The sequence below is a fragment of the Bacillus sp. I-2 genome, assembly GCF_001974945.1.
GTDB classification, from domain to species: Bacteria; Bacillota; Bacilli; order Bacillales; family Bacillaceae; genus Bacillus; species Bacillus safensis.
Genome location: NZ_LZRW01000042.1, coordinates 301,664 through 322,394 on the forward strand (window position 1 = coordinate 301,664; position 20,731 = coordinate 322,394).

Below are 20,731 nucleotides of genomic sequence, written 5' to 3' on the forward strand. Positions count from 1 at the left end.
TCGTTTGGCTATTAAAAATAAAATCGTCATCCTAGAATGAATGACGATTTTTTTAAAATTGTAAGATTAAACTCTACTTTTCAGCTTTAAACGCCTTTACCGTTTTACTGCTTTCAGACATGCCTTTCCCAGTCACGGTGAAGTATAGTTTTCCTCCCTTAGCGCCTAGTTGTTTGAAAGTGACTTTTACAACTTTGCCTTTAGTAGCTGTTGACTTCCCAATAAGCTTTCCTGAAGAATGATAGATTTTAACAACATCTTGATTTGTTAGTTTACTGACCGTGACCACGTCTTTTTTCTTTTTATTGTTCACGATGTTGATTTGGTTGCTTTTTAACGAAGCAGACGGCTCACCTTTAAAAGAAATAGCTTGCTTTCCGCTTTCCAGCATCTTATCGCTCTTGCGCGTGACAAACACTTTACCGCTCTTAGTTCCTACTTGTTTGACGTACAATTTGATGGATGAACTGTTAGCTGGTTTTGATGTGGTTAGTAATTTCCCGCCTGCTGAGTAGACTTTAATCACATCTTTTTTCTTCAATTTACTGACTGTAATGATGTCATTTTTATTTTTAAGATTATTGATTTTGACTTGGCTGGCTTTTAAAACGTCTGACTTTTCACCCTGATAACGAATTGGTACTCGATTTCCCTCTTTTAAACCAGGCTCTTTTATACTGATATAAAGCATTCCACTAGTTTGGCCCAATTGTTTGAGGGAAATTGCCATGTTCGAACTTGAAGCAGTCTGCTGGGCAATCGCTTTACCGCCAGAGGCTTGTTTAAATATTTTGATGACTGATTTCTTTTTGATTCCTTTTATCGTCACCGTATCATTTTTCCCTTTGTTGTTCGTCACCTTCACTTGGGATGCTGCAAGTGGAGATGTGACGACTTTTTTGACGGTGAAAGCTGGGAGGGAAACCTTTCTCTTTCCACTTTGCAACGTGATTGTTACTTTAGACCCTTGTTGTAATTTTCCCGTTTTCAATTTAAAATCTTTGCCCGGCGTAATATTGAATGGTCCAAATTTCTTTTTCGTTGTGCTAGCGCTGAGTTTCGACATTGCTTTTATTGTGTTATTCGCTGAATCAGATTGCACTTCTACAATAGCTTGATCGCCAAACGTACTCATGCCATTAATGGTATCACTTGAATCATCGATTTCTTCCACAAAAACTTTCTGTACATCTTCCTGAGATTGATCCGTTTCACTCGGATTATCAGCCATGAACGACTTGACTGTAATTAAGTCACCACCGATTAACTTTGTAACAGGAACATCATAGACGCCATTAGAGTCTGTCTGACCTTCCCCAATGACTCTTCCCTCTCCATCTAAAATATTGATCATACTTTTAGGAGTTGCAGTTCCGCCCACTGAAGTTGAAAGCTGAGTAAATGGATCAATAGTTGGAGTGGTTGATCTCAGTTGGAAAGTGGTCTCATACAAAGCATTATCATAAGAGGGTTCCAATACTTGAAATTTACTTTGATTTAATGATTTTATTGTGTTTTTGTCCAAACTCAATTCAAAGTTGCCATCACCATCTGCAGTAATTGATTGAATGATGTCACTTGATTTTTGATTTTTAAAGACGATCTTTGCATAAGGAATTCCCGTTTGGCCTTTCACTGATTTAGACCATTTTGTCGTAGGAATAAGTGAGATTTTCTTAGGATTTACAATTTTTTTGTAAATGTCGATATTGCTACCAGTCGTCATTTTCACTGTTAGGAATGTACCTGCATTTAGGGCAGGCAGCTTTAAATGAATGGCATCATTGAATGTGCCTGTGGCAATCACTTTGCCATCTTTCATGACCTCTACTTTTGTGTTCTTCACAGTTTTCCCAGTTAACTCCTGAGAAGTATCATATATCGGATCTAATGAGCTGAAAGATTCCTTGAAAACATACACTTTGTTTGAAGAAAGCATTGTTCCATTTTGGTCATATGTATCTAACTCAAACGTTTGGCCTGAACTAAAGTTCCAAGAAAACAACTTAAAGTTTCCATCACTATCTGCTTTTGCGTAGTGCATATATTTAGATTTCCAGTTACTCGGAACACCCCAATCTGCGAATGCAACGATTGCGTTTGGCGCTGTTTTACCTGTCAGATAATTATCACCATATTGGTAACGATCAACCGTTGTTTTCGTTCCACCCTCTGTGGCACTCACACTTTCTTGTATATGAAAACTCAACATCATCACACATAGAATAGAAGCTACTAATTTCAGGACCATTTTCATAAATATATCCTCACTTTTCCTATTAATGTTTTTATATACAAATATTATACATTTCATCTAATGTAGATACAAGAGTTATTAACATGACTAAAGACTTATCAAAATACCAATTTAATAGGTACAGTGAACCCTCCTCTCTTACATGAACACTTCCGATTTAAACCATCAAAAAGATTCATTTTACGAATGCATCAAACAAACTTATGATTAACGTAACAAGAGTGTATAGGAGGGTTCGTCAGATGAGAGACATTAGGGTGTACCACGTCGATGCGTTTACAACTGAGAAATTTGGAGGAAATGCCGCTGGGGTGGTGTTGGATGGTGAATTTTTAACAGAAGATGACATGCAGAGCATCGCCAAGGAGTTGAATTTACCGGAATCCGTCTTCTTACTGCCCGCCCATGATCAGGAAGCCGATTATCGTGTCAAATACTTCACCCCGACGGAAGAGGTCAATTTCTGCGGGCATGCGACTGTTGGATTGACTTGGCTTCTGGCGACGGAGCTAGGGCTGGCTAAAGAGAGATCAGGGGTTGTGTTAGAAACAAAGATCGGCAATGTTCCTGTTGTATGGCATGAAGAAAATGGCAAGGTCGTTGATGTGGAAATGACGCAGGTGACACCGAAGACACGAGATTTTGTCATCGATTTAGAAGAGCTTAGTGACATGCTTGGTGTGAGCAGTGACCGCATTGATTCATCCTATCCTATCAAATTAGCAAACACCGGTAACTGGCATCTTCTTGTTCCGATGAAGGACCAACAGGACATTGATCAAGCGGCACCAAACTTAGCGGCTTTAGCTAGAATGAATAAAGAGCATGGCATCTCGACAACCCACCTTTATACGTTCCACCCCTCAAAAGAATGCGATCTTTATACGAGGGATTTTGCACCTGGGATTGGTATACCCGAAGATCCTGTGACGGGGGCAGCAAATGGGGCGTTGTCTGGATATCTTTATTTGGAGGGTATCATTTCTCAGCAAGAAATCACTCACCTGAACATTGCCCAAGGGGATGCCATCGGCAGACCTGGCTTGCTTCGTATCACAGTCATTCCGAATGAATCAAAGCCGGTGATCAAAGTGGCAGGCGCAGCTGTCATCACTATCCGCGGCGTGTTAACTTTATAACACATCAGCTTGAATGGGAGACATCCTGTTCAAGCTGATTCTATTTAAAATGAGTTTTGACCGTTTCGATCCATCTTTTGGCCGATGGGGAAGCTGCTTTGAATGATTTGAGCGCCAGATTGACCTCACGAAAGACGCTCGTCTCCAGTGGAATAACTTTCGTATGAGGTATGTGCGGTGGCAAAACCAATTTTGGAATGATCGTGACCCCAAGCCCTTCTTGAACCATAGAAATGAGCGTATTGTTGTCTTCAATTTCAAACAAAACATGAGGCTTCACCCCGCCTCTTTGTTTTAACAGCTTCTTAACGAGTATGTCACAGCCCGCTTTCGGCATGATAAAGGCTTCATCATGTAGCGAGTCCACTTCAATCACTTTTTCCGTATGTAAGCGATGATTCTCTTGTATCAGCACCACCAATTCATCCTGAAAAAGTGGAACGGTCTCAAATTCCCTCGATGACTGCGTTAAAAAACCAACATCAACCGTATCTGAAGCGATCCATTCCTCAATCTCCTCATAACCGCCTTCATATAACTCCAGCTTGATATGCGGATAGCTTTGCGTAAAGCGATGAATAAGGCGTGGAAGGACATTTGAAGAAAAACTGGGGAATGTCCCAATCTTGATGCTCCCTACTTCCATCCCTTGAATCAGCGCCGCCTCCTGCTCAAGCAATGCCGCATGATGCATGATTTGCCGGATATGCGGCATCACCCGCTCACCTGCGTCCGTTAACGAAAGCCCGTTTCGATTCCGCCGAAGCAGCACAATCCCTAATTCCGACTCAAGCTTCGCAATATTATGACTTACCCCAGACTGCGTCAGCCCAAGCTTCTCCCCGGCTTTTGTAAAACTGCCGCATTCGACGACTGTTAGAAATACTTTGTATTGGAATGTGATCAGTGTGCTCACCTCACAAGCTCATATTAGATCTTGGCAAAATCTACTTTTAGATATTTCTTTGATTTTTCGATTTAAATGTTGTTCTATCATTTGAAAGCATACCTGCTGAATCCATAAACGTTTAAATGTATAGAGCTGTTCTTTTTCATCACCATGCAAATCTTCATCTTTCTCCAACTGAAAATCTGTTAAGTTCATTTTTTCATGAACGTGCATATTAGTATAAACATGAGCATTGTGAAAATCGTGCATATGCTCTACTAAAGATGAGATCGTGGTGATAAAATCATCAAATGTATCTTCTTCAAGCGTTTTTTTGAGATCCAGATTACTATGGACATCAATTGAAATATAATTATCTCTTTCATCTAATTCTTCTCGGATAGCTAGCGGGTTATCATGGGTCGTTGCTTTTCTATTTAAATCTGTAATGGAGAAATAAATAATGATTTCTTTTTTATCGAGAAATTCATACTCCCATAATTCTGCATCTCTTAATCTTATAATGCGAGTGAGGTTGTCCAATTTTTAAACCTCCAATTAATTCGTCGTTGCCGACGACGAAGACCTAGACGCTGCTTCATCAGCCTTCACACAATCAATCGCAACAACGAGCGCAATCATCACAGGCTCCATTTCTTCTTTCAAAATATCAACCTTATAGCTATCACCCCAAGTAAACCATTCCTTCTTCACCTGACCGATCACTTCGCCGTTCTGCAGCACTTGGAAATTCATATCCCACCAGTTACCTTGCACTTCAATCCCAGCAGCATCAATTGAATATTTGGCTTTAAAGAACGTAAACTCTTTTTTAATCGTCAATACCTCTTGACCATCAACTTCTACTAAAAACTTCGGTAGAAAGCTAAACATTTTCTTCGTAATCACAGCGATTTCATCTCGTTCTGTATTCAAAATGGTAAACGTCTTCGGCATCTTCATAAAGCTGCCTTCGACCACATACACATCGTTCTCCTGCTGATCCTTTACCGTAAACCTGCCGCTTAGACTAAATACTTTTTGCTTCATGTAAAGCTGTTTCATATGTACCTCCGATTCAGTTCAAAAATTTATCCGTTCTTACATTACCTCTGATTATACCAAAAAATAGAATGTACAAAAAACCACCTGCTATCAGGTGGTTTTCGATTACTGATCCATATTCAGAGATTCTTTTTCATATGTTTGAAAAGCATTTTCCATTCCCATGATGACCTCTTTAATTTTGACATAACCACTTGTGTAAGGAATAGAATCTCTAATCTCTTCCCACATAAAATGATAGAACTTAAGGTCATCCGTTTCACACATCACAAAATCTGTGTAATCTTTACCTGGAAGAGCTTCAGCATCAAAAAAGCGCACCGTCACATGTTCTTTATATTTCTGCATCAACTCTTGCAGCGATGCCGCATAGGTTCTTCGCTCCTCTCGTGGTAAAGCAAGCCAAGATGGATAGAACTCTAATAAAACAACCATCATATATTTCATCATCATACCCCCGATTCTTCTATGATGTGATGATTGTACGTCAGTTCTAGAGGATGTGCATTAACATAGGTTAATGTTCAGCAGGATGGAGCAGCCTGCTCAGCGAAACCGGAGAAATACCGATATATGAGGCAATATGATATTGAGCGATACGTTGATGTAACCCGGGATATTTCAATAAAAACGCCTGATATCGCTCAATGGCTGGCAAATATAGCAGTTCCCTCTCACGCTCTTCCTTTCTCGTATACAGCCTTTCCACACTAACCCGAACAAACCGCTCCCACATATGACTTCTGTCCATCAACATTTGAAGCAGATCAGACGGAATTTCAATCACGATAGAATCCTCCATCGCTTCAATCGAATAAGGAGAAGGCTGCCCGTTGATCATACTTGCATAAGAAGTAGCAAAATCATCTTCCAACGTAAAAGCCACGTTGTACTCCCTTCCATCCGGTAACAAATAGAAGAGACGGAAGAGCCCCGTTATGCAGAAATAAGCATGCTTCACCGGATCGCCAGCTTTGATTATGCATGTACCTGCTTTTAATTGTTTAATCGTTGTTCCATCTTTGAAGGCTTGCCAATGATTTTGTTCGATTGGATACTTGGATATTTTGGTTTTGAAAGTGTCGTATGGGTCAGTTATTTTGTCCAGCTGTAAGTACCTCTCTAGTAAAGGAAGACTTGATAAAAAATTGTATCAGAAAACACTCAAGCCTACTTGGGATTTTTTTATGATTCATGCTAAAAATAAGTCTGTCACAATAAGTGATGCAAAAAAAGTCTCGTTTGAGGGAAATCACTCAAATGAGACTTTTTATAGTGTTTATTTAATAGCCATTTACAAAGTAAGCAATGGTTTCTAATTCATCTTCTTTCAGTTCTCTGTTCACGTCATTTTGATATTCTTTCGTGATTTTCTGCTGATCTCCACCACATTGATCAGTGAGTTTCGCAATCATTCGAAGCTTATCTCTTTCCTGACGAAACTCCTCTTTTGTCCACGGTCTTTGGTGTGAAGGAATATACGTATCGGCATCAAAAGCATCTAACTCATCTAAAAGACGCAATATTTCTTTCACCGTGTAATGTACTTTTTCGGCATACATTTTCGGATAAATGCAATCACCAAGAAACAGGATTTTCTCTTCTTTCACATACACGATCACTGAATCAGCAGCATGATCGCCTCCAACATGCTGCACGACACAAGTAACCCCGCCAAGATCAATCTCCATCCGACGGTCAAACGTGACATCCGGTAAAACCACCTGAATATCTCGATGATTCTTATATTCTTCTTTGATGGCCTTCGCGCAAAACTCAATCTCCGTTCCTTCCCTCACCCGCTCATCAATCGCCTCATCTGACCACGAAAATGGAAGAAGCTTCTCCATTTCCTTTCTTGTCTGTGCAGAAGCAATTGAAACCGAATCAGACAGCGCTGGCAGACCAAAAATATGATCCCAATGCCAATGCGTGAGGAGAACTAGATCGGGCATGGCGTTCTCGTGTTTTAAGGTTTCTTTGATAAAGTATTTGGCATGATCTTCCGAGTTACCAGCATCGATCATTAAGGTTTTGTTATTGCCTGCGACCATGCCTAGGATGGGGCGGTCGGTAAGTGATACTGGTGTGATGTACCAAAAACTCTGACCTATTTTTTTAATTGAGTGCATTGGTGCTTCCTACCTTCTGTCATTATATTTAAATTGAAACACGTTTTTTCCCATCGTTCTACTGTTTATGATTAAGTATATCGAATTTCATTACTCGAAGTAGCACGTGAAGCCAATATTGTTACAATGATCGCGATTGCAACGCCTAAAGCCCCTACCCAAGTAACGGAAGATAGAGAAACCCTCTCTACAAAGATACCTCCAATAGCTGCACCTGTAGCCATCGCCAATTGCATCATTGACTGATTGAGACCTAATAGTATACCTGATGACTCTGGCTCCATTGTAGCTAAGTGATATTGTTGAGTCGGGCCAGAAGACCATGCAGCAAATGACCATAATATTAAAATGAGCAATACTCCAACATAAGAATGCGTAACTAGTGAGAGCAATATGAGCATGATGACATGTAATGTCATTCCACTAATCAGAGTAAAATTCACACCCCATCGATCAGTACTAAATCCACCAAACTTTGACCCAACTAGACTAGCAATTCCGAATACGAGGAGAACTCCACTCAGCAAGTTGCTGCTTACACCTGATATATTTAAAAGGTAAGGGGATAGATAGGTATAGGCAATTGAATAACCACCAAGCCAGAAAAAGGTGATGGCTAATCCTAACACTACTTTTGGTTTTTTAAAAAGAGCAAGTTGCTGAATTAAAGGTACAGGTTTATCCCCTTGGATTTTTGGAATCGTAAGAGAAATTATCACCATGGCTAATAATCCAAGTAAGGCTATTCCTCCAAATACAGCTTTCCAACCGAAGAAATCACTAGTCATTCTGCCCAGTGGGACTCCAATGATCAATGATGCTGTAAATCCCATTACTACTGTAGCAATAGCGGTACCTTGCTTACCTTTTGGTGCAATTTTTTCAGCAATTGTTAATGCAGTAACTACGACCATCCCCGCTCCAAGAGCCATAATAATTCTTGACACAATAAATAATTGATACCCAGGGAGGACGAATGCCAGAATATTACCTAGAATAAAAACGCTAAGTGAAAATAACATTAACTTGCGTTTATTCATTCCCGATGTTAAAGCCATTAATACTGGGGTGAAGATGGCATACACAAGAGAAAAAATCGTAATTAACTGGCCAGCTGCAGCTATCGTAATCCCTAATGATTCAGAAATATTATCCAAAATACCAGAGATGATATACTCTGATGTACCAACTAAAAAACTTACAATAGCTAAAATGTAAATCTTTACAGTGTTTGACAATGTAGATCACTCCTTATATATAATACATTTACATATCTAGAATTGTTAATATGTATGGACAAAAAAACATATTACGATAAGTCGATTTGTATTTAATAAATGAAACTGAATTCTAATGTATGAATTCAGTTCATTTATTAAATATTTTTTTCTAGAATCTCAGCAATTTTTTTTATGGCATTTTCATCTCTTTTATAATACGTGTATTTACCTATACGCTCTGTCGTAATTAATCCAGCTCGTAATAAAATTGAAAGGTATTGAGATGCTGTTGATTGCGTCATTTTCAATTTATCTGTTATTTGACTAACACATACCCCTGTAGTATTCATATCAATCCCTTCATGGGGTGTAAAATGACGATCAGGTTCCTTTAACCATTGTAAAATTTGCAATCTGGATTCATTGGATAAGGCTTTGAAAACTTCTATTGGCTCCATACACCCCATTATATCGATAAATAACGATATGTCAACATGATTTGTTTGAGATCCCTTACAACTTTCTATTTTCCTAGGTTATTCTCGCCGCTTTAGGCTTAATCGTGGTTTTTGCGGGATGGTTATATCTTCTATTCTGGTGCAATGGAGATGTTTGATGGAAAAGGATTTGAGTACTTTTTTGCTGCTTGTACAGCTAAATTTAGCCTTCTCACCCCTCACTAACTTATGATAAGGCTCACCGTGATGCCCTTAAATGAGGCTATTATCTACCAAGGTTCTTAAAATATTATTTTATGTTGGCAGATCTCTAGAACTACATTTAAATTAGCTCATCAAACACTCAAGTTATAATGGCAATATAAGTGAAAATGAAAGGAGAAACAATGAAAAATTGTCATTTTAGAACCATCAATTGCATGAAGCGATTTGATTTTTTTGGACGAAAACACGTCCTGAAAACTAAGCCTACTTGGGATTGTTTCTATTATCAATGCCAAAAATAAGTGTTTCACCATCCGTGATGCAAAAAAAGTCCCGTTTGAGAGAAATCACTCAAATGAGACTTTTTTAGTGATTATTTAATAACCATTTACAAAGTAATCAATGGTTTCTAATTCATCTTCTTTCAGTTCTCTGTTCACGTCATTTTGATATTCTTTCTCGGCATCAAAAGCATCTAACTCATCTAAAAGACGCAATATTACTTTCACCGTATAATGAACTTTTTCGGCATACATTTTCGGATAAATGCAATCACCAAGAAAAAGGATTTTCTCTTCTTTCACATACACGACCACTGAATCTGCCGCATGATCGCCTCCAACATGTTGCACGACACAAGTGACCCCGCCAAGATCAATCTCTATCCGACGGTCAAACGTCACATCCGGTAAAACCACCTGAATATCTCGATGATTCTTATATTCTTCTTTTATCGCCTTCGCGCAAAACTCAATCTCCGTTCCTTCCCTCACCCGCTCATCAATCGCCTCATCTGACCACGAAAACGGAACAAGCTTCTCCATCTCCTTTCTTGTCTTTGCAGAAGCAATCGAAACCGTATCAGGCAGCGCCGGCAGACCAAAAATATGATGCCAATGCGTGAGGAGAACTAGATCGGGCATGGCGTTCTCGTGTTTTAAGGTTTCTTTGTTAAAGTATTTGGCATGATCTTCCGAGTTACCAGCATCGATCATTAAGGTTTTGTTATTGCCCACGACCATGCCTAGGATGGGACGGTCGGTGAGTGATAATGGTGTGATGTACCAAAAACTCTGACCTATTTTTTTAATTGAGTGCATGGTGTGCTACCTACCTTATGATTTATCTTATTTTTTTCCAAAGCTATTTCAAAAGAGTTAATTTAAATTCTAAATTATGCTTTTACTTTAAAATTAAATAGGTTATATAAAGCTTACAGGCTATAGTATTTATCAGACCTTTACCCGCAAGTTTTTCGCTTCAGAAAATGCACATTCTTTTAACGAATTTTCAACAACACGATTAGACAAAAGTATTTCTCTAATATTCTCCTCAACCTCCTCACCTAAAGATTGCAAAATTCCCTCTGCAATAGCCCTAGCAAGCAATGGGGGAACCGCATTTCCAATTTGTTGATACTGTGAGTCCTTTGATCCACAGAATTTATATGAATCCTGGAATGATTGTAGCCTAGCCGCTTCTCTAATACTGATAGCTCTGTCTATAACAGGATGAACCCACATCGATTTTCTGGCATTAAGTACAGTATCTGAAGGCTCATTATATGCAAGTCTTCTGTAAATCGTATTTTGTGTTCTGCTATGATCTGTGTAGGTTGTCTTTAATGAATCATCCAGATTGTGGAAATTCTGACCTTCTTTAAGGGCCTTAAACCTTTTTAGAGCTACTTCACCAGTTTCAGTTCTAACATGGTTGTAAATCTTATCTATATTATTAAGATAATTATTAAGAGGACTATTAAGTAGCGGTTGATGGGACGACTTATCTAGTTCATCATCTTTAACATTTACACCTGGTGAAATGTTTTCTAAATCACCTATAGCATCATAGATTTTATTATACTCTTTCTTTTTATGAAATAATGGCTCAGGCGTTTTAACTGTTTCCGTTTTTAAACAAGTACCTTTGATTCCCATTAAAACTAATCGGCTTCTTTCTTGCGCTACTCCATAATGAGCAGCATTAAAAATATACTTATTTTCATTTAATACATAACCCAAGCTGGTAAACTTTCTTTTAATATAATTAAACACATTAAATGATTTAATGATAATCTCAATATCGTCATGATTTTCTTCTATATCGAATAACAAAACTTTATTTTCAATTACTTCTGATATCTTGCGTATTATCTTCTGAGCCTCAATGATGTTTTCAAGACTATCTGTATATGAAGCGAAATCTTCAGTTGTTTTGTCTAAAAGATTCTTCAGCTTTTCTCCCAGGTCAGTCCAATCTAATTGGTATAGGCTATTCCAGTATTCACAATGCTGACTAAGCCATTGCTTGTTTATTACCTTCATAAAAAATTTATAGTTTGCCTCTTTTTCTATAAAACGCAATAAATCAATGGGCGATTTCTTTTTAGCATGTTTTAAAAGTGTATTTAATTTAGAAAAGAGTTCATTACTTATCATAAAAGGTGTTAAATCTGTCCTCTGTTCGTACGCATTCATAAGAAAATTTCTCAAGTTAACAGAATAAGATGTCCTTCTGCCGATCTTAATATGTTCTTCCACAGGCTCGATTTCCAGCTTAACAAGTTCGACTTCGTCACCTTCACTCAAAAAAAACTTATGCTTTTCTGACTCCATACTTTTCACGTTTTCCATCACAAAAGCTAAAGGACGAATTTCTTCAATCGCCCGCAAATACTCCTTAACAAGATTATTATTCGAAGAAATTAAGGTATTCTGCTGCCGATTCGCATTGGAAAATCCTTGACATGGCGGTCCTCCGATCACAACATCAATATCACAGAATTCACCAATCTTTTTTCCATTTTCGTCTGCATATTGAAGTTTTGTAATATCCTCATGTAAAATGACATCATTATGGTGGTTTATTTTGAAGGTTTTACGTGCGTTCTCATTAATTTCGACAGCGACTTTCACTTCGAACCTGCCTGTCTGTTCAAAGCCGTTGCTGAGACCGCCTGCCCCTGCAAAAAGATCCATTACTTTAAATTTTTTCATTATAAAACCTCACTTCATTAAGAAGTAGTCTTTCATACTATATTTTCGATAAGAACATAAGTTCCTAAATTTGTTTTTTAATTAACTTTTCAATTATATCATAATTATATTTATATCAAGTGGTTTAATGTTGGGTACTCGAGTAAGATTCCTGAATATACACTAGACAATTTTTTCTCACAAAGAATAACAAAACCACAGCGCTCCTATCCATGTCAGAAAATGCTCTCTAAAGTTCTCTGGCAATGTCTTCAGATATCAGGAAGTGAATCAAAAAGACTGCTATATAATGAAGTTAATATGCATTTGGGAGCATGAACTCATGCAGGACTTCAACACTCCGTTAATCATATTGCATCGTATATAAAACACTATATGCCCTTAAATTAAAAACACCCTGAATCTCTGTCAAAGGATTAGGGTGATAAGATTAAATTAAGTTTTTTAATTCCTGTGCGCAGGTTTCTTTGTACTGAATCCAGCATGCTTCTTGCTTCGCCCATTGTGTAACGTTTCGCTCTCCCGCAGATTCCCTAAGGTAGGACAATGTCTTTTCTGCGATTATTCGAATAATATCATCCCATTTTTCGGAAAGGGATTGTTTTTCCCATACTTCAACTAAATCTATCTGTTCACTATATATTTGATGAAGCATTGCAGTTGTATAATAAAGGACGTTTGCTTTGTAACCTCTTAGCTTCATTTCATCAACAATTTTCTTTACCCTAAGATTAATTATAGCTCGGGCAATTAGTTTTTGATAGACAGATAATGTTATCTTATCTAGGGTATTACCGCTCCAGAAGCTCTTATTCAACTCCATGAATTTTTTAAAAGCTTCTTCCCCTCCTTTACTAGAAACGTGAGGATAGCCTTCCCATGACATGAAATATTTAGCCAAATCAACTTTTGTGAGGACTTTATTTTTCGGATATTGCTTCTTAAAGTCGGTCTGTTCTTTGCCTCTATTGCGTCTGTTTATATCAACCATATACTGCCCTCTGGCACGTTCAAAGTACCATTTGCTTTCGGATCTTCTGCCCTCTATTCCAGGAATCCAGATATTTCTTGAAAATTTTTCGAGGTCAGACATGAAACGTGTATTGGCTAATAAATCTGATTTATTAATCTTGTTTTGTGTATTAGCATACTGTGATATGCGTGAAATCATCTCATCTTCGATCTGGTGCTGATCCCTTTCAACAAATTCATTCACCTGTAGGATTGTAAGTTTTGCCTGAACATAGACATCCTTCAGACTGATACCATCCTTGTAGGCTTTATGAATAGAAGCTGTCGTTTGACCTCCGTTGACAATCTGCCAGCCACTTAATCCCTTAATCTTAAATTGGTTTACCCCGTCTTTTACTGGTTCAAAGTCACCAGTACGAGCAACTGTTGATATACCATTGTTATATGCAACAAACATTTTACGCTGAAAAGGGTCCTTTAATGTATCGCGAATGCCTTTGTTGGTTCCGCCCCTCGCTTGAAGGAATGAACGTACATTTCGCTCAACAAGCTTTTGCCCCCATTCATCATAAGCTTTAGCTAGTAACTCAGCTGAAATATAACCTATATAACATTCAAAATCCTTCACACCACTTGAAGGGCCAGGGACAAACATCATTTCAAATGTTTCACCGTAGTCCTGTTCAAAATTAATGTAGTCTGTTTCAATAGCTTGCTCAGAAGTGATCAGTTGCTGAACTCGATCGATATCCCATACTTGAACATTAACCGTCTCAATTCCAGGGATGGTTATTTCTACAGGCTTATTGGAAGTATAATACATGTTTGTGATAACAAAAATATTAATCTCATTTAAACTATTCAATACTTCATCAATGATTTTAGCAAGATCATGAGCTTCCAAAGAATGATCAATCGTCTGAAGGAGATTCTTTGAATTTGTAATAAAGCGTTTTGCCCTATTGGCTATTTCAGTAACAGCAGTCATGTTGATAGAAAGCAAATCTTCTTCATTCTGCTCAAAGTTATAATCAACAACGTAAACATCTAATACTTGATTCTCATCATCATAAGAATAGGCATTTACGGCAATGTTTTTTCCAGAATCCTTAAAAGGAGGTAACAGAATTTCAGGTTCATCTGGTCTATCCATAAAAGAAATCATTTTTTCCAGGAAAGGAACCTGGTAACTACCAGATTTTATTGCTTTTTCTTCTAACTCTTCTGTAAAATCGAGCAGGAATTCTTTTCTTTGTCTTGTTTCTATCATCTTTTATCCTTCCACTCTAAACAATTGATATATGGTTTCCAGCTGCTTCTCATGTGCTGAACAATGAGTCAAATCAATATTATAGCTTACATGTGAAATTCCTTTTGGCAGATGCTCCTTTATTAAGCGGGGAAAATTTTCACCAGCCTCATACACCTCTGTCTTTTCCATAAAATACAGTACATCTTCATATTCTTCTTCTCTAAACCCCAGATCAGTCAATAAATCGCTAAAAATGAGTGCAATTCTTTCAGATCTTTCTGCAAGCTTGACACGAACCTGTCCTGCCAGCTCTTGAAGAGAAAGTCCATGTGTTCGGCTTTGCTCTAGAAAACATACATAGAGATAAATTGAAGATACGGCTTCATTCAGCTTTAGCTGGTTTTCATTTGATATTTTAATCGTTTTTGATAATTTTTCAATAATTGTCTTGATCTCAATTCCGCATCTAGTCCCCTTAAAATCAATGCGACCTTTCGTTGGTCCTTCCCAATGCTCGATTATAAGAGGCGGCTGGCCAGGATGCTTTTCCAGCCATTCATTAATAAACCATAATTCCCCAAACAACCCACGCTGTTGCTCTTCTGAAAGCCGCTTAAATCCTCCGCGCTGAAAGAAAGTCCTCCATCGATCAAGTACTTTATAGACTGTTGAAAAGAGAGAGCCTTCTTCTTCAGCTACTGCCAGATGATCAGCGAGATTCTGCAGAACAAGTTCAAAGATTTCTGGGCTTTGTTCATCCTCTTGTCGGATAACAAGAAAATAATGTTCCTTTAAGAGGGATAGTTTTTCAAAGTATTCCACCTTAACGGACATTCCCCTCCATTTAGGCAATGCTTTTTCCTGGTCTTCGTCCCATCCTCCTGGCCCCAAATCAATGTACAGCTGCCTATGATGATTAGCAGGATCAATTCCTGCAAACATAATTGGATTCTCATAAGTCAAGACATTTAATTTGTAAACTTCACTATCATCCTTGCCCCTAAGTTCTTGTATCAATTCCTCAAATTCTAATTTTAGGTTCAACACAAATACTCTCCTTAAAAATTATATCGTTTTATTTGTCTGGTAGATGCCTTTCTCTTCGATTTCCGTCGCAGGGAAAGAAAACGCAATTCCAATTGGCACTAGTTTCGAGGAGAATTTCACATCTAAACTCTTAAAGATAGGAACTTCTGGATGCAAAGGATATATTAACATTAGGCCATTTTTCTTTGAACGCACTCCTCGTTTATCTTTACGCTCTTTAAGTTCTTTAATTTTATCGAAGTCCAAATCCATGTCCTCATGATTTGGAGACACAATAGCCCCAATGTCTCTAATTTGATACTTGCTATCAGGCGCTTTGACTTTATTCCCAAGTGCAGAAGCAGATTTCAAACTGATTTTCCCTAATTCAACCGGGTATTCTGATAGACCATTAGCAGATTTAAACTGACCTTCTACAATTGAAACTGTCCAATTTAATAACTCGCCCTCTTTGTTCACTCTATCAATATAGTCAGCAATTAGTGCAGAATTTACAATATTACTGTCAGCCGTTCGATATTCTGACAGAAATCCCTTTATGTGTTCTGCGTTCACACCAGATGCCGAGTAGAAGTTGGTCTTTTTGTATGTTGTCTTTGTTAAAGGAAGTATATTAACGAGCTTAACAGTCGCATCCATGTTTCCTTTCATTACATCTTCACTTGGATCAAATAGTCTTGTCTGTTGTAGGGTACCAGCATAAATGACATTTGAAGAAACTGCATTTCTCATTTTCAAAGGACTTGTAAGCTTCATTGTTGGATGGCTGAGCATTTTTATTGCATATTCAGAAGGTGTCTTCTTCATTGCAGCCAGACGGTCAAATTCCTGTCGAAGTTGAATCATCGCAATAGACAGATGTTCAAAATTTGAAGCAATCTCATTAGAAGTATAAATGCGGCAGATATCCATATAACCCCTTCTATAGCCAAACCAGCGCCCCATCTGCATGAGAGTGTCGTACATAAGCGTATTACGGAAATAATAGGTGATACTTAAGCCTTCTAGTGTTAATCCTCTGGATAATTTGTCTCCACCAACAGCAATGACATTTAACCCTTCTTCTTTATATTGATGGTAGTCTAATGCATCCCGACTGTTACCATTTATCTCAAAAACTTGGATACTTTCACAGCAATTCATCAATTCTTTATATACTTCATTCCAGCTGAATTCTGGATGATTTTCATTAGGCCAATCTTTACTTGTTGGGAGAATATCATTTTCATAAAGGTCTTGTAGCTCTGCAATCACAGTGCTTTCTGGATTATACTGTAGTTGCTTTGATATAGCATCAAATGCCCGCGCCACTGCGTCTTTTACACTTGACTGGACATCTTTAAAGCGAGAAGTATGTATGAGCATTGAATTATGCTTATTTCTTTGTCCTCTCAGATTGCGGATAGCAATCACAAGGAGGAATTCAAGTATTGCTTCACGCATTTGAGGAGGAACTTCTTCGAATTTATTTGCGTCAGATTTCTTTTTAATTTTTGTAAATACATCAAGGTCTTCTTGACGCAAATGGCGGATCAGACTTGGGCGAGTATCTTCAGCGTCCTCTTCCACATTAAAATATTCCTCAGGTCCGCAATATTCCTTCGGCTTTGGTAGGCCGACAAGGAAATCTTTTGGATACAGGTCATCGCCTTCTTCATTTGTACTTCCTTCATTGCTGATTAGAAGATTTGCAAAAGGTGTTGCAGTATATCCGACAAAAGCCTTCCGACTAAAAATTTCAAGAATTTGCCTGATCAAACGATTGATCGTTTTCGGATCTTCATTTTTATCAGGGTTGGAAGTGTCAACGGATGCCTGATCTGCTTCGTCATCAACAATTAAGACGGGAATATCCAAATTATATATATCCCGATGATAAATTAACTGGTCTCGAAGCGACTCTAGTACAGTTTTATTTTTCTTAACAACCATTAATGTTGGTGAATTTAGGTTACTAGTACCCCTTTGGCTTGATTTGATATCATGGTCTTCTGTTGTCCAAGAAGAAATGATATGATCAGCCGTGTTTGCGCTTATTTGGGCAACCCCTATTGGATTTCCATCTTTGTCTGTTCGATTTCCGATCACCTCTTCATTCAGACGGATCTGTGTCTGAGTTCTTAAATCATTATGAATACCTGACAGCACAATTATTAGCATATAGCCGACATCAAAAGCTTTATTGATTAAGCCAGTGAAATTAGCTGTTTTACCTGACTGAACGTAACCTAATACAAGCCCACGTTTATCGAATGGGTCCATCGAGCTTGGATTTCCTATAGATGCCATTATCTGATTCGTTGTTTCATCTATTGCAGTAACTGCCTCAAAAGGCCAGTTTTTCGAACTGGAGAGATATCTACGGTACCTGGACCAGAAAAATCCGCTAGCTACCATCTTAGGCTCAAACCAGCTTTTTTCTTTGGATTCTCTCATTACATAATCCTTTGGAACTTCCAAACCAATTTTGTACTTTATGTACATTTCAAGTGACCACCTTTGAAATGTTGGCTCGTCAATATGGCTCTCCGCCGACGCTAATCCTCTTGCTGATTCCAAGGCTTTTTCAGCTGCCTCTTCCTGATTTTTATAAACTGTTTTTAGGTAATAATATGTATTTGAAAAGTTCTGTTCAAAAAAATCTTTCAAATCAATTGCTGACATTCAAATTCGCCTCCAATAAAATTACTTTTAAAGTTGCACGGTTTAATTCATCAAATGCAGGCTGCGTTAACAAAATATTCAAAAGCTGTTCTTCGTTTTCAGCAACATTCAACTGCATCATAGAAGAAGCAAATTGGACTACCAATTCTTTCTTGCTGTCTGAAACCTTTTGCACTTCTTCTTCTGGAACCTTAGGAGCATCAATAATATTGCTTGGCGAGCCAAGCTGTACAAATTTCAAGTATAAGTTTAAGAGTTTTACATGTTCATCATCCAAATTTTTAAGCAACTCAGAAAGAATCGGATGATTCCGATTTAAAATAAATTGAGGACCATCATCTTTTCCTGACTGCTCCCATGTATTTAGACTTCCCTTAACAGAAGGATTTCTAGGACCAGACTGTGTCCGGAAATAAAACATATCCCTTGAAACTTTTCGTGCAATGGATGAAATGGATTCAAGTCTTCTTTTAGCGTCTTCAGGCAAATTAATGCCCGATTTTTTTATATCAACCTGCCATTCTGAATCAGCTGAATTCGGAAGATCGATGCGAACCCTGGCCAGCTGTGAAGCTGCATCCTTTGGAAACAACCCCATCCAATCACCAAAATATAGAAGACGATTTTCTCTATAGATATATAACCCCTGGTGATCACGCCAGCCTTTATAACCGCCAGCCTTCTTATATTCAGATTCTGTTAGATTGGATGCATGAGGCAAAATAAAATACTGTACTTTAATTCTATTATCATTAATTTTAAGAATCTGCATTTCTCCTTCCAGTGTATTTGAATGACTCCTCATAAAGGGATCCCACGGATCTATCACTTTACCGTTAATAAAGAGGCTTACTTCTTTTTCCTCTAGTATAGAGTGAAAGACAAATTCCAGGTGTCTATTAATACGGGAAACTTTATTGTAGAAGCTTGTTTCCTTTAATCTGCGCTTTCGTCCGACTCCCATAAAACGGTCAAGTTTATCTATACAGACGACTGTGCCGTTTTCTTCCTTTATTTCACCCATTTTCAATTTGATTTCTTCAGGAATTCTGGTAAAAAGCTGCCATTCATTACATTCCGATACATGATCAAGATCCCAGCATCTCTCATAATATACTCCATCTTTTTTTGTCAAAACACTCAACCGCTTCCCAAGTGAAAAAGAAGCCGTTTTTAACCCCATTCCAAAACGACCGAGTTCGTTTGCTCTTCTATGCTCTCTTGGGTCTTTAGAACCAATACTCATGGCAATTTGAAGCATATCTTCAGTCATACCGAAACCATTATCTTTTATGGTAATCATTCCATCTGTATCGTTATAAGTAAAATTAATTTTAATAGTTGATGCCTTAGCATCGAGACTGTTATCTACAAGATCAGCAATAGCTGTGCTAGCGTTATATCCAATAGAACGAAGCGCCTGAATCACAGGCGCTGCTGATGGTCTTGTCAGAACTGTATTCATCTATAAAACCTCGTTTCAAAACAATATTCATCATAATTATAGCAAATAATTAGTAGAATAAAGTGTAGATAATAGTTTGTACTTAAGTTTACAGATAGATAAAACAAAGGTTTCTTATTAGGTTTTATTAAATGGTAAATACCTCTCTACTTATGATAAGGCTCCCCCCGCACAATCCGAAACGCCCGATAAATCTGCTCCACCAACACCAGCCTCATCAACTGATGCGGGAACGTCATCCTCGAAAACGATAACTTCTCATTCGCACGCTGCATGACGGCGTCGCTTAAGCCAAGGGATCCGCCTATGACGAAACATACTTTGCTTTTTCCGTATGTTGCCAGCTTATCTATTGTATCGGCTAATTCTTCGGAACTTTTCATCTTTCCTTCAATGGCGAGGGCGATGACGTGGGCGTCTGGGTTGATTTTGCTTAGGATGCGTTCGCCTTCTTTGTCTTTGATGATTTTCATGTCTTGATCACTGAGATTCTCGGGTGCTTTTTCGTCCGCGAGTTCAATGATCTCGATTTTCGCATAGGCTTGTAATCGTTTTGTGTATTCGGCTATGCCTTGCTTTAAATATTTCTCTTTTAATTTTCCTACTGTGATAATTGATATATTCACAGGTCATCCCCACCTTAAGAACAAGTTATTCATATAAGTTATCAACAATTGTGGATAAAATTTGTGTATTTTGTGTCCGATCATTCGTTCCCCACTATATATATTGCAGGTTCATCGCACAATTCACAGGTTGTGGATAAACTGTGTGTATGTTCGATTTTTCTGAATTCCGGCGGCGTTTCGTGATCATCTATGTACATGTCTAATACGGTTTCTATGTGTTCTGCACACGCATAAAATGTTTTGTTCATAAGTTTCTTATTCCTCCAATATGTTCTCTGGTTATTCACAAGTGTTTCGCTCATTGTTCAATATAACCGATTTATTCACATGTTAATAGTCTTT

18 protein-coding genes are annotated in these 20,731 nt (G+C 38.0%); 1 reads left to right on the forward strand and 17 read right to left on the reverse strand.

Annotated features, from left to right (window positions below):
• Positions 1 to 73 precede the first annotated feature (73 nt).
• The gene (locus BAE31_RS12720; RefSeq protein ID WP_076840588.1) at positions 74 to 2,257 is read right to left on the reverse strand and encodes a hypothetical protein; all 2,184 of its coding nucleotides are present in this window, start codon (positions 2,255 to 2,257) and stop codon (positions 74 to 76) included.
• 242 nt (positions 2,258 to 2,499) lie between these two features.
• Here BAE31_RS12720 and BAE31_RS12725 point away from each other — a divergent pair, with 242 nt between their 5' ends.
• A complete protein-coding gene (locus BAE31_RS12725) occupies positions 2,500 to 3,396 on the forward strand; it encodes a PhzF family phenazine biosynthesis protein (protein ID WP_076840589.1) in 897 nt (298 codons plus the stop codon).
• A gap of 40 nt (positions 3,397 to 3,436) precedes the next feature.
• Here BAE31_RS12725 and BAE31_RS12730 read toward each other — a convergent pair whose 3' ends face one another.
• From BAE31_RS12730 to BAE31_RS12805, 16 genes are all read right to left on the reverse strand, one after another.
• Positions 3,437 to 4,312: a LysR family transcriptional regulator gene (locus BAE31_RS12730; RefSeq protein WP_249895866.1), complete on the reverse strand. Its 876-nt coding sequence runs from the start codon at positions 4,310 to 4,312 to the stop codon at positions 3,437 to 3,439.
• Between the two features lie 9 nt (positions 4,313 to 4,321).
• On the reverse strand, positions 4,322 to 4,828 hold the full coding sequence (locus tag BAE31_RS12735) for a hypothetical protein (protein WP_076840590.1): 507 nt from the start codon (positions 4,826 to 4,828) through the stop codon (positions 4,322 to 4,324).
• 15 nt (positions 4,829 to 4,843) lie between these two features.
• Positions 4,844 to 5,350 carry an LURP-one-related/scramblase family protein gene (locus BAE31_RS12740; RefSeq protein WP_076840591.1) on the reverse strand — a complete coding sequence of 169 codons (507 nt, stop codon included), beginning with the start codon at positions 5,348 to 5,350 and terminating at the stop codon, positions 4,844 to 4,846.
• A gap of 105 nt (positions 5,351 to 5,455) precedes the next feature.
• The gene (locus BAE31_RS12745) at positions 5,456 to 5,797 is read right to left on the reverse strand and encodes a darcynin family protein (RefSeq protein ID WP_076840640.1); all 342 of its coding nucleotides are present in this window, start codon (positions 5,795 to 5,797) and stop codon (positions 5,456 to 5,458) included.
• 70 nt (positions 5,798 to 5,867) lie between these two features.
• Positions 5,868 to 6,458, reverse strand: coding sequence for a Crp/Fnr family transcriptional regulator (locus tag BAE31_RS12750; RefSeq protein WP_076840592.1), 591 nt, complete (start codon positions 6,456 to 6,458; stop codon positions 5,868 to 5,870).
• A 175-nt stretch (positions 6,459 to 6,633) separates the two neighbouring features.
• Positions 6,634 to 7,482 (reverse strand): MBL fold metallo-hydrolase, encoded by an 849-nt coding sequence (locus tag BAE31_RS12755; RefSeq protein ID WP_076840593.1) that lies wholly within the window; start codon positions 7,480 to 7,482, stop codon positions 6,634 to 6,636.
• A 71-nt stretch (positions 7,483 to 7,553) separates the two neighbouring features.
• The gene (locus tag BAE31_RS12760) at positions 7,554 to 8,720 is read right to left on the reverse strand and encodes an MFS transporter (RefSeq protein ID WP_076840594.1); all 1,167 of its coding nucleotides are present in this window, start codon (positions 8,718 to 8,720) and stop codon (positions 7,554 to 7,556) included.
• A 137-nt stretch (positions 8,721 to 8,857) separates the two neighbouring features.
• A complete protein-coding gene (locus BAE31_RS12765; protein WP_025093701.1) occupies positions 8,858 to 9,160 on the reverse strand; it encodes an ArsR/SmtB family transcription factor in 303 nt (100 codons plus the stop codon).
• 581 nt (positions 9,161 to 9,741) lie between these two features.
• Positions 9,742 to 10,464, reverse strand: coding sequence for an MBL fold metallo-hydrolase (locus tag BAE31_RS12770; RefSeq protein ID WP_076840595.1), 723 nt, complete (start codon positions 10,462 to 10,464; stop codon positions 9,742 to 9,744).
• 132 nt (positions 10,465 to 10,596) lie between these two features.
• On the reverse strand, positions 10,597 to 12,360 hold the full coding sequence (locus BAE31_RS12775; protein ID WP_076840596.1) for a DNA cytosine methyltransferase: 1,764 nt from the start codon (positions 12,358 to 12,360) through the stop codon (positions 10,597 to 10,599).
• Between the two features lie 430 nt (positions 12,361 to 12,790).
• Positions 12,791 to 14,602 (reverse strand): AIPR family protein, encoded by a 1,812-nt coding sequence (locus tag BAE31_RS12780; RefSeq protein ID WP_076840597.1) that lies wholly within the window; start codon positions 14,600 to 14,602, stop codon positions 12,791 to 12,793.
• A gap of 3 nt (positions 14,603 to 14,605) precedes the next feature.
• Positions 14,606 to 15,631, reverse strand: coding sequence for a PD-(D/E)XK motif protein (locus BAE31_RS12785; protein WP_076840598.1), 1,026 nt, complete (start codon positions 15,629 to 15,631; stop codon positions 14,606 to 14,608).
• A gap of 18 nt (positions 15,632 to 15,649) precedes the next feature.
• A complete protein-coding gene (locus BAE31_RS12790) occupies positions 15,650 to 18,295 on the reverse strand; it encodes a Z1 domain-containing protein (RefSeq protein WP_076840599.1) in 2,646 nt (881 codons plus the stop codon).
• Positions 18,282 to 19,760, reverse strand: coding sequence for an ATP-binding protein (locus BAE31_RS12795; protein WP_076840600.1), 1,479 nt, complete (start codon positions 19,758 to 19,760; stop codon positions 18,282 to 18,284). The genes BAE31_RS12790 and BAE31_RS12795 overlap by 14 nt, the downstream gene beginning before the upstream one ends.
• 146 nt (positions 19,761 to 19,906) lie before the next feature.
• Positions 19,907 to 20,386, reverse strand: a complete 480-nt coding sequence (gene rlmH, locus BAE31_RS12800; RefSeq protein WP_003214880.1) for a 23S rRNA (pseudouridine(1915)-N(3))-methyltransferase RlmH — start codon at positions 20,384 to 20,386, stop codon at positions 19,907 to 19,909.
• A gap of 80 nt (positions 20,387 to 20,466) precedes the next feature.
• A complete protein-coding gene (locus tag BAE31_RS12805; protein WP_065215011.1) occupies positions 20,467 to 20,637 on the reverse strand; it encodes a CxxH/CxxC protein in 171 nt (56 codons plus the stop codon).
• Positions 20,638 to 20,731: the final 94 nt, after the last annotated feature.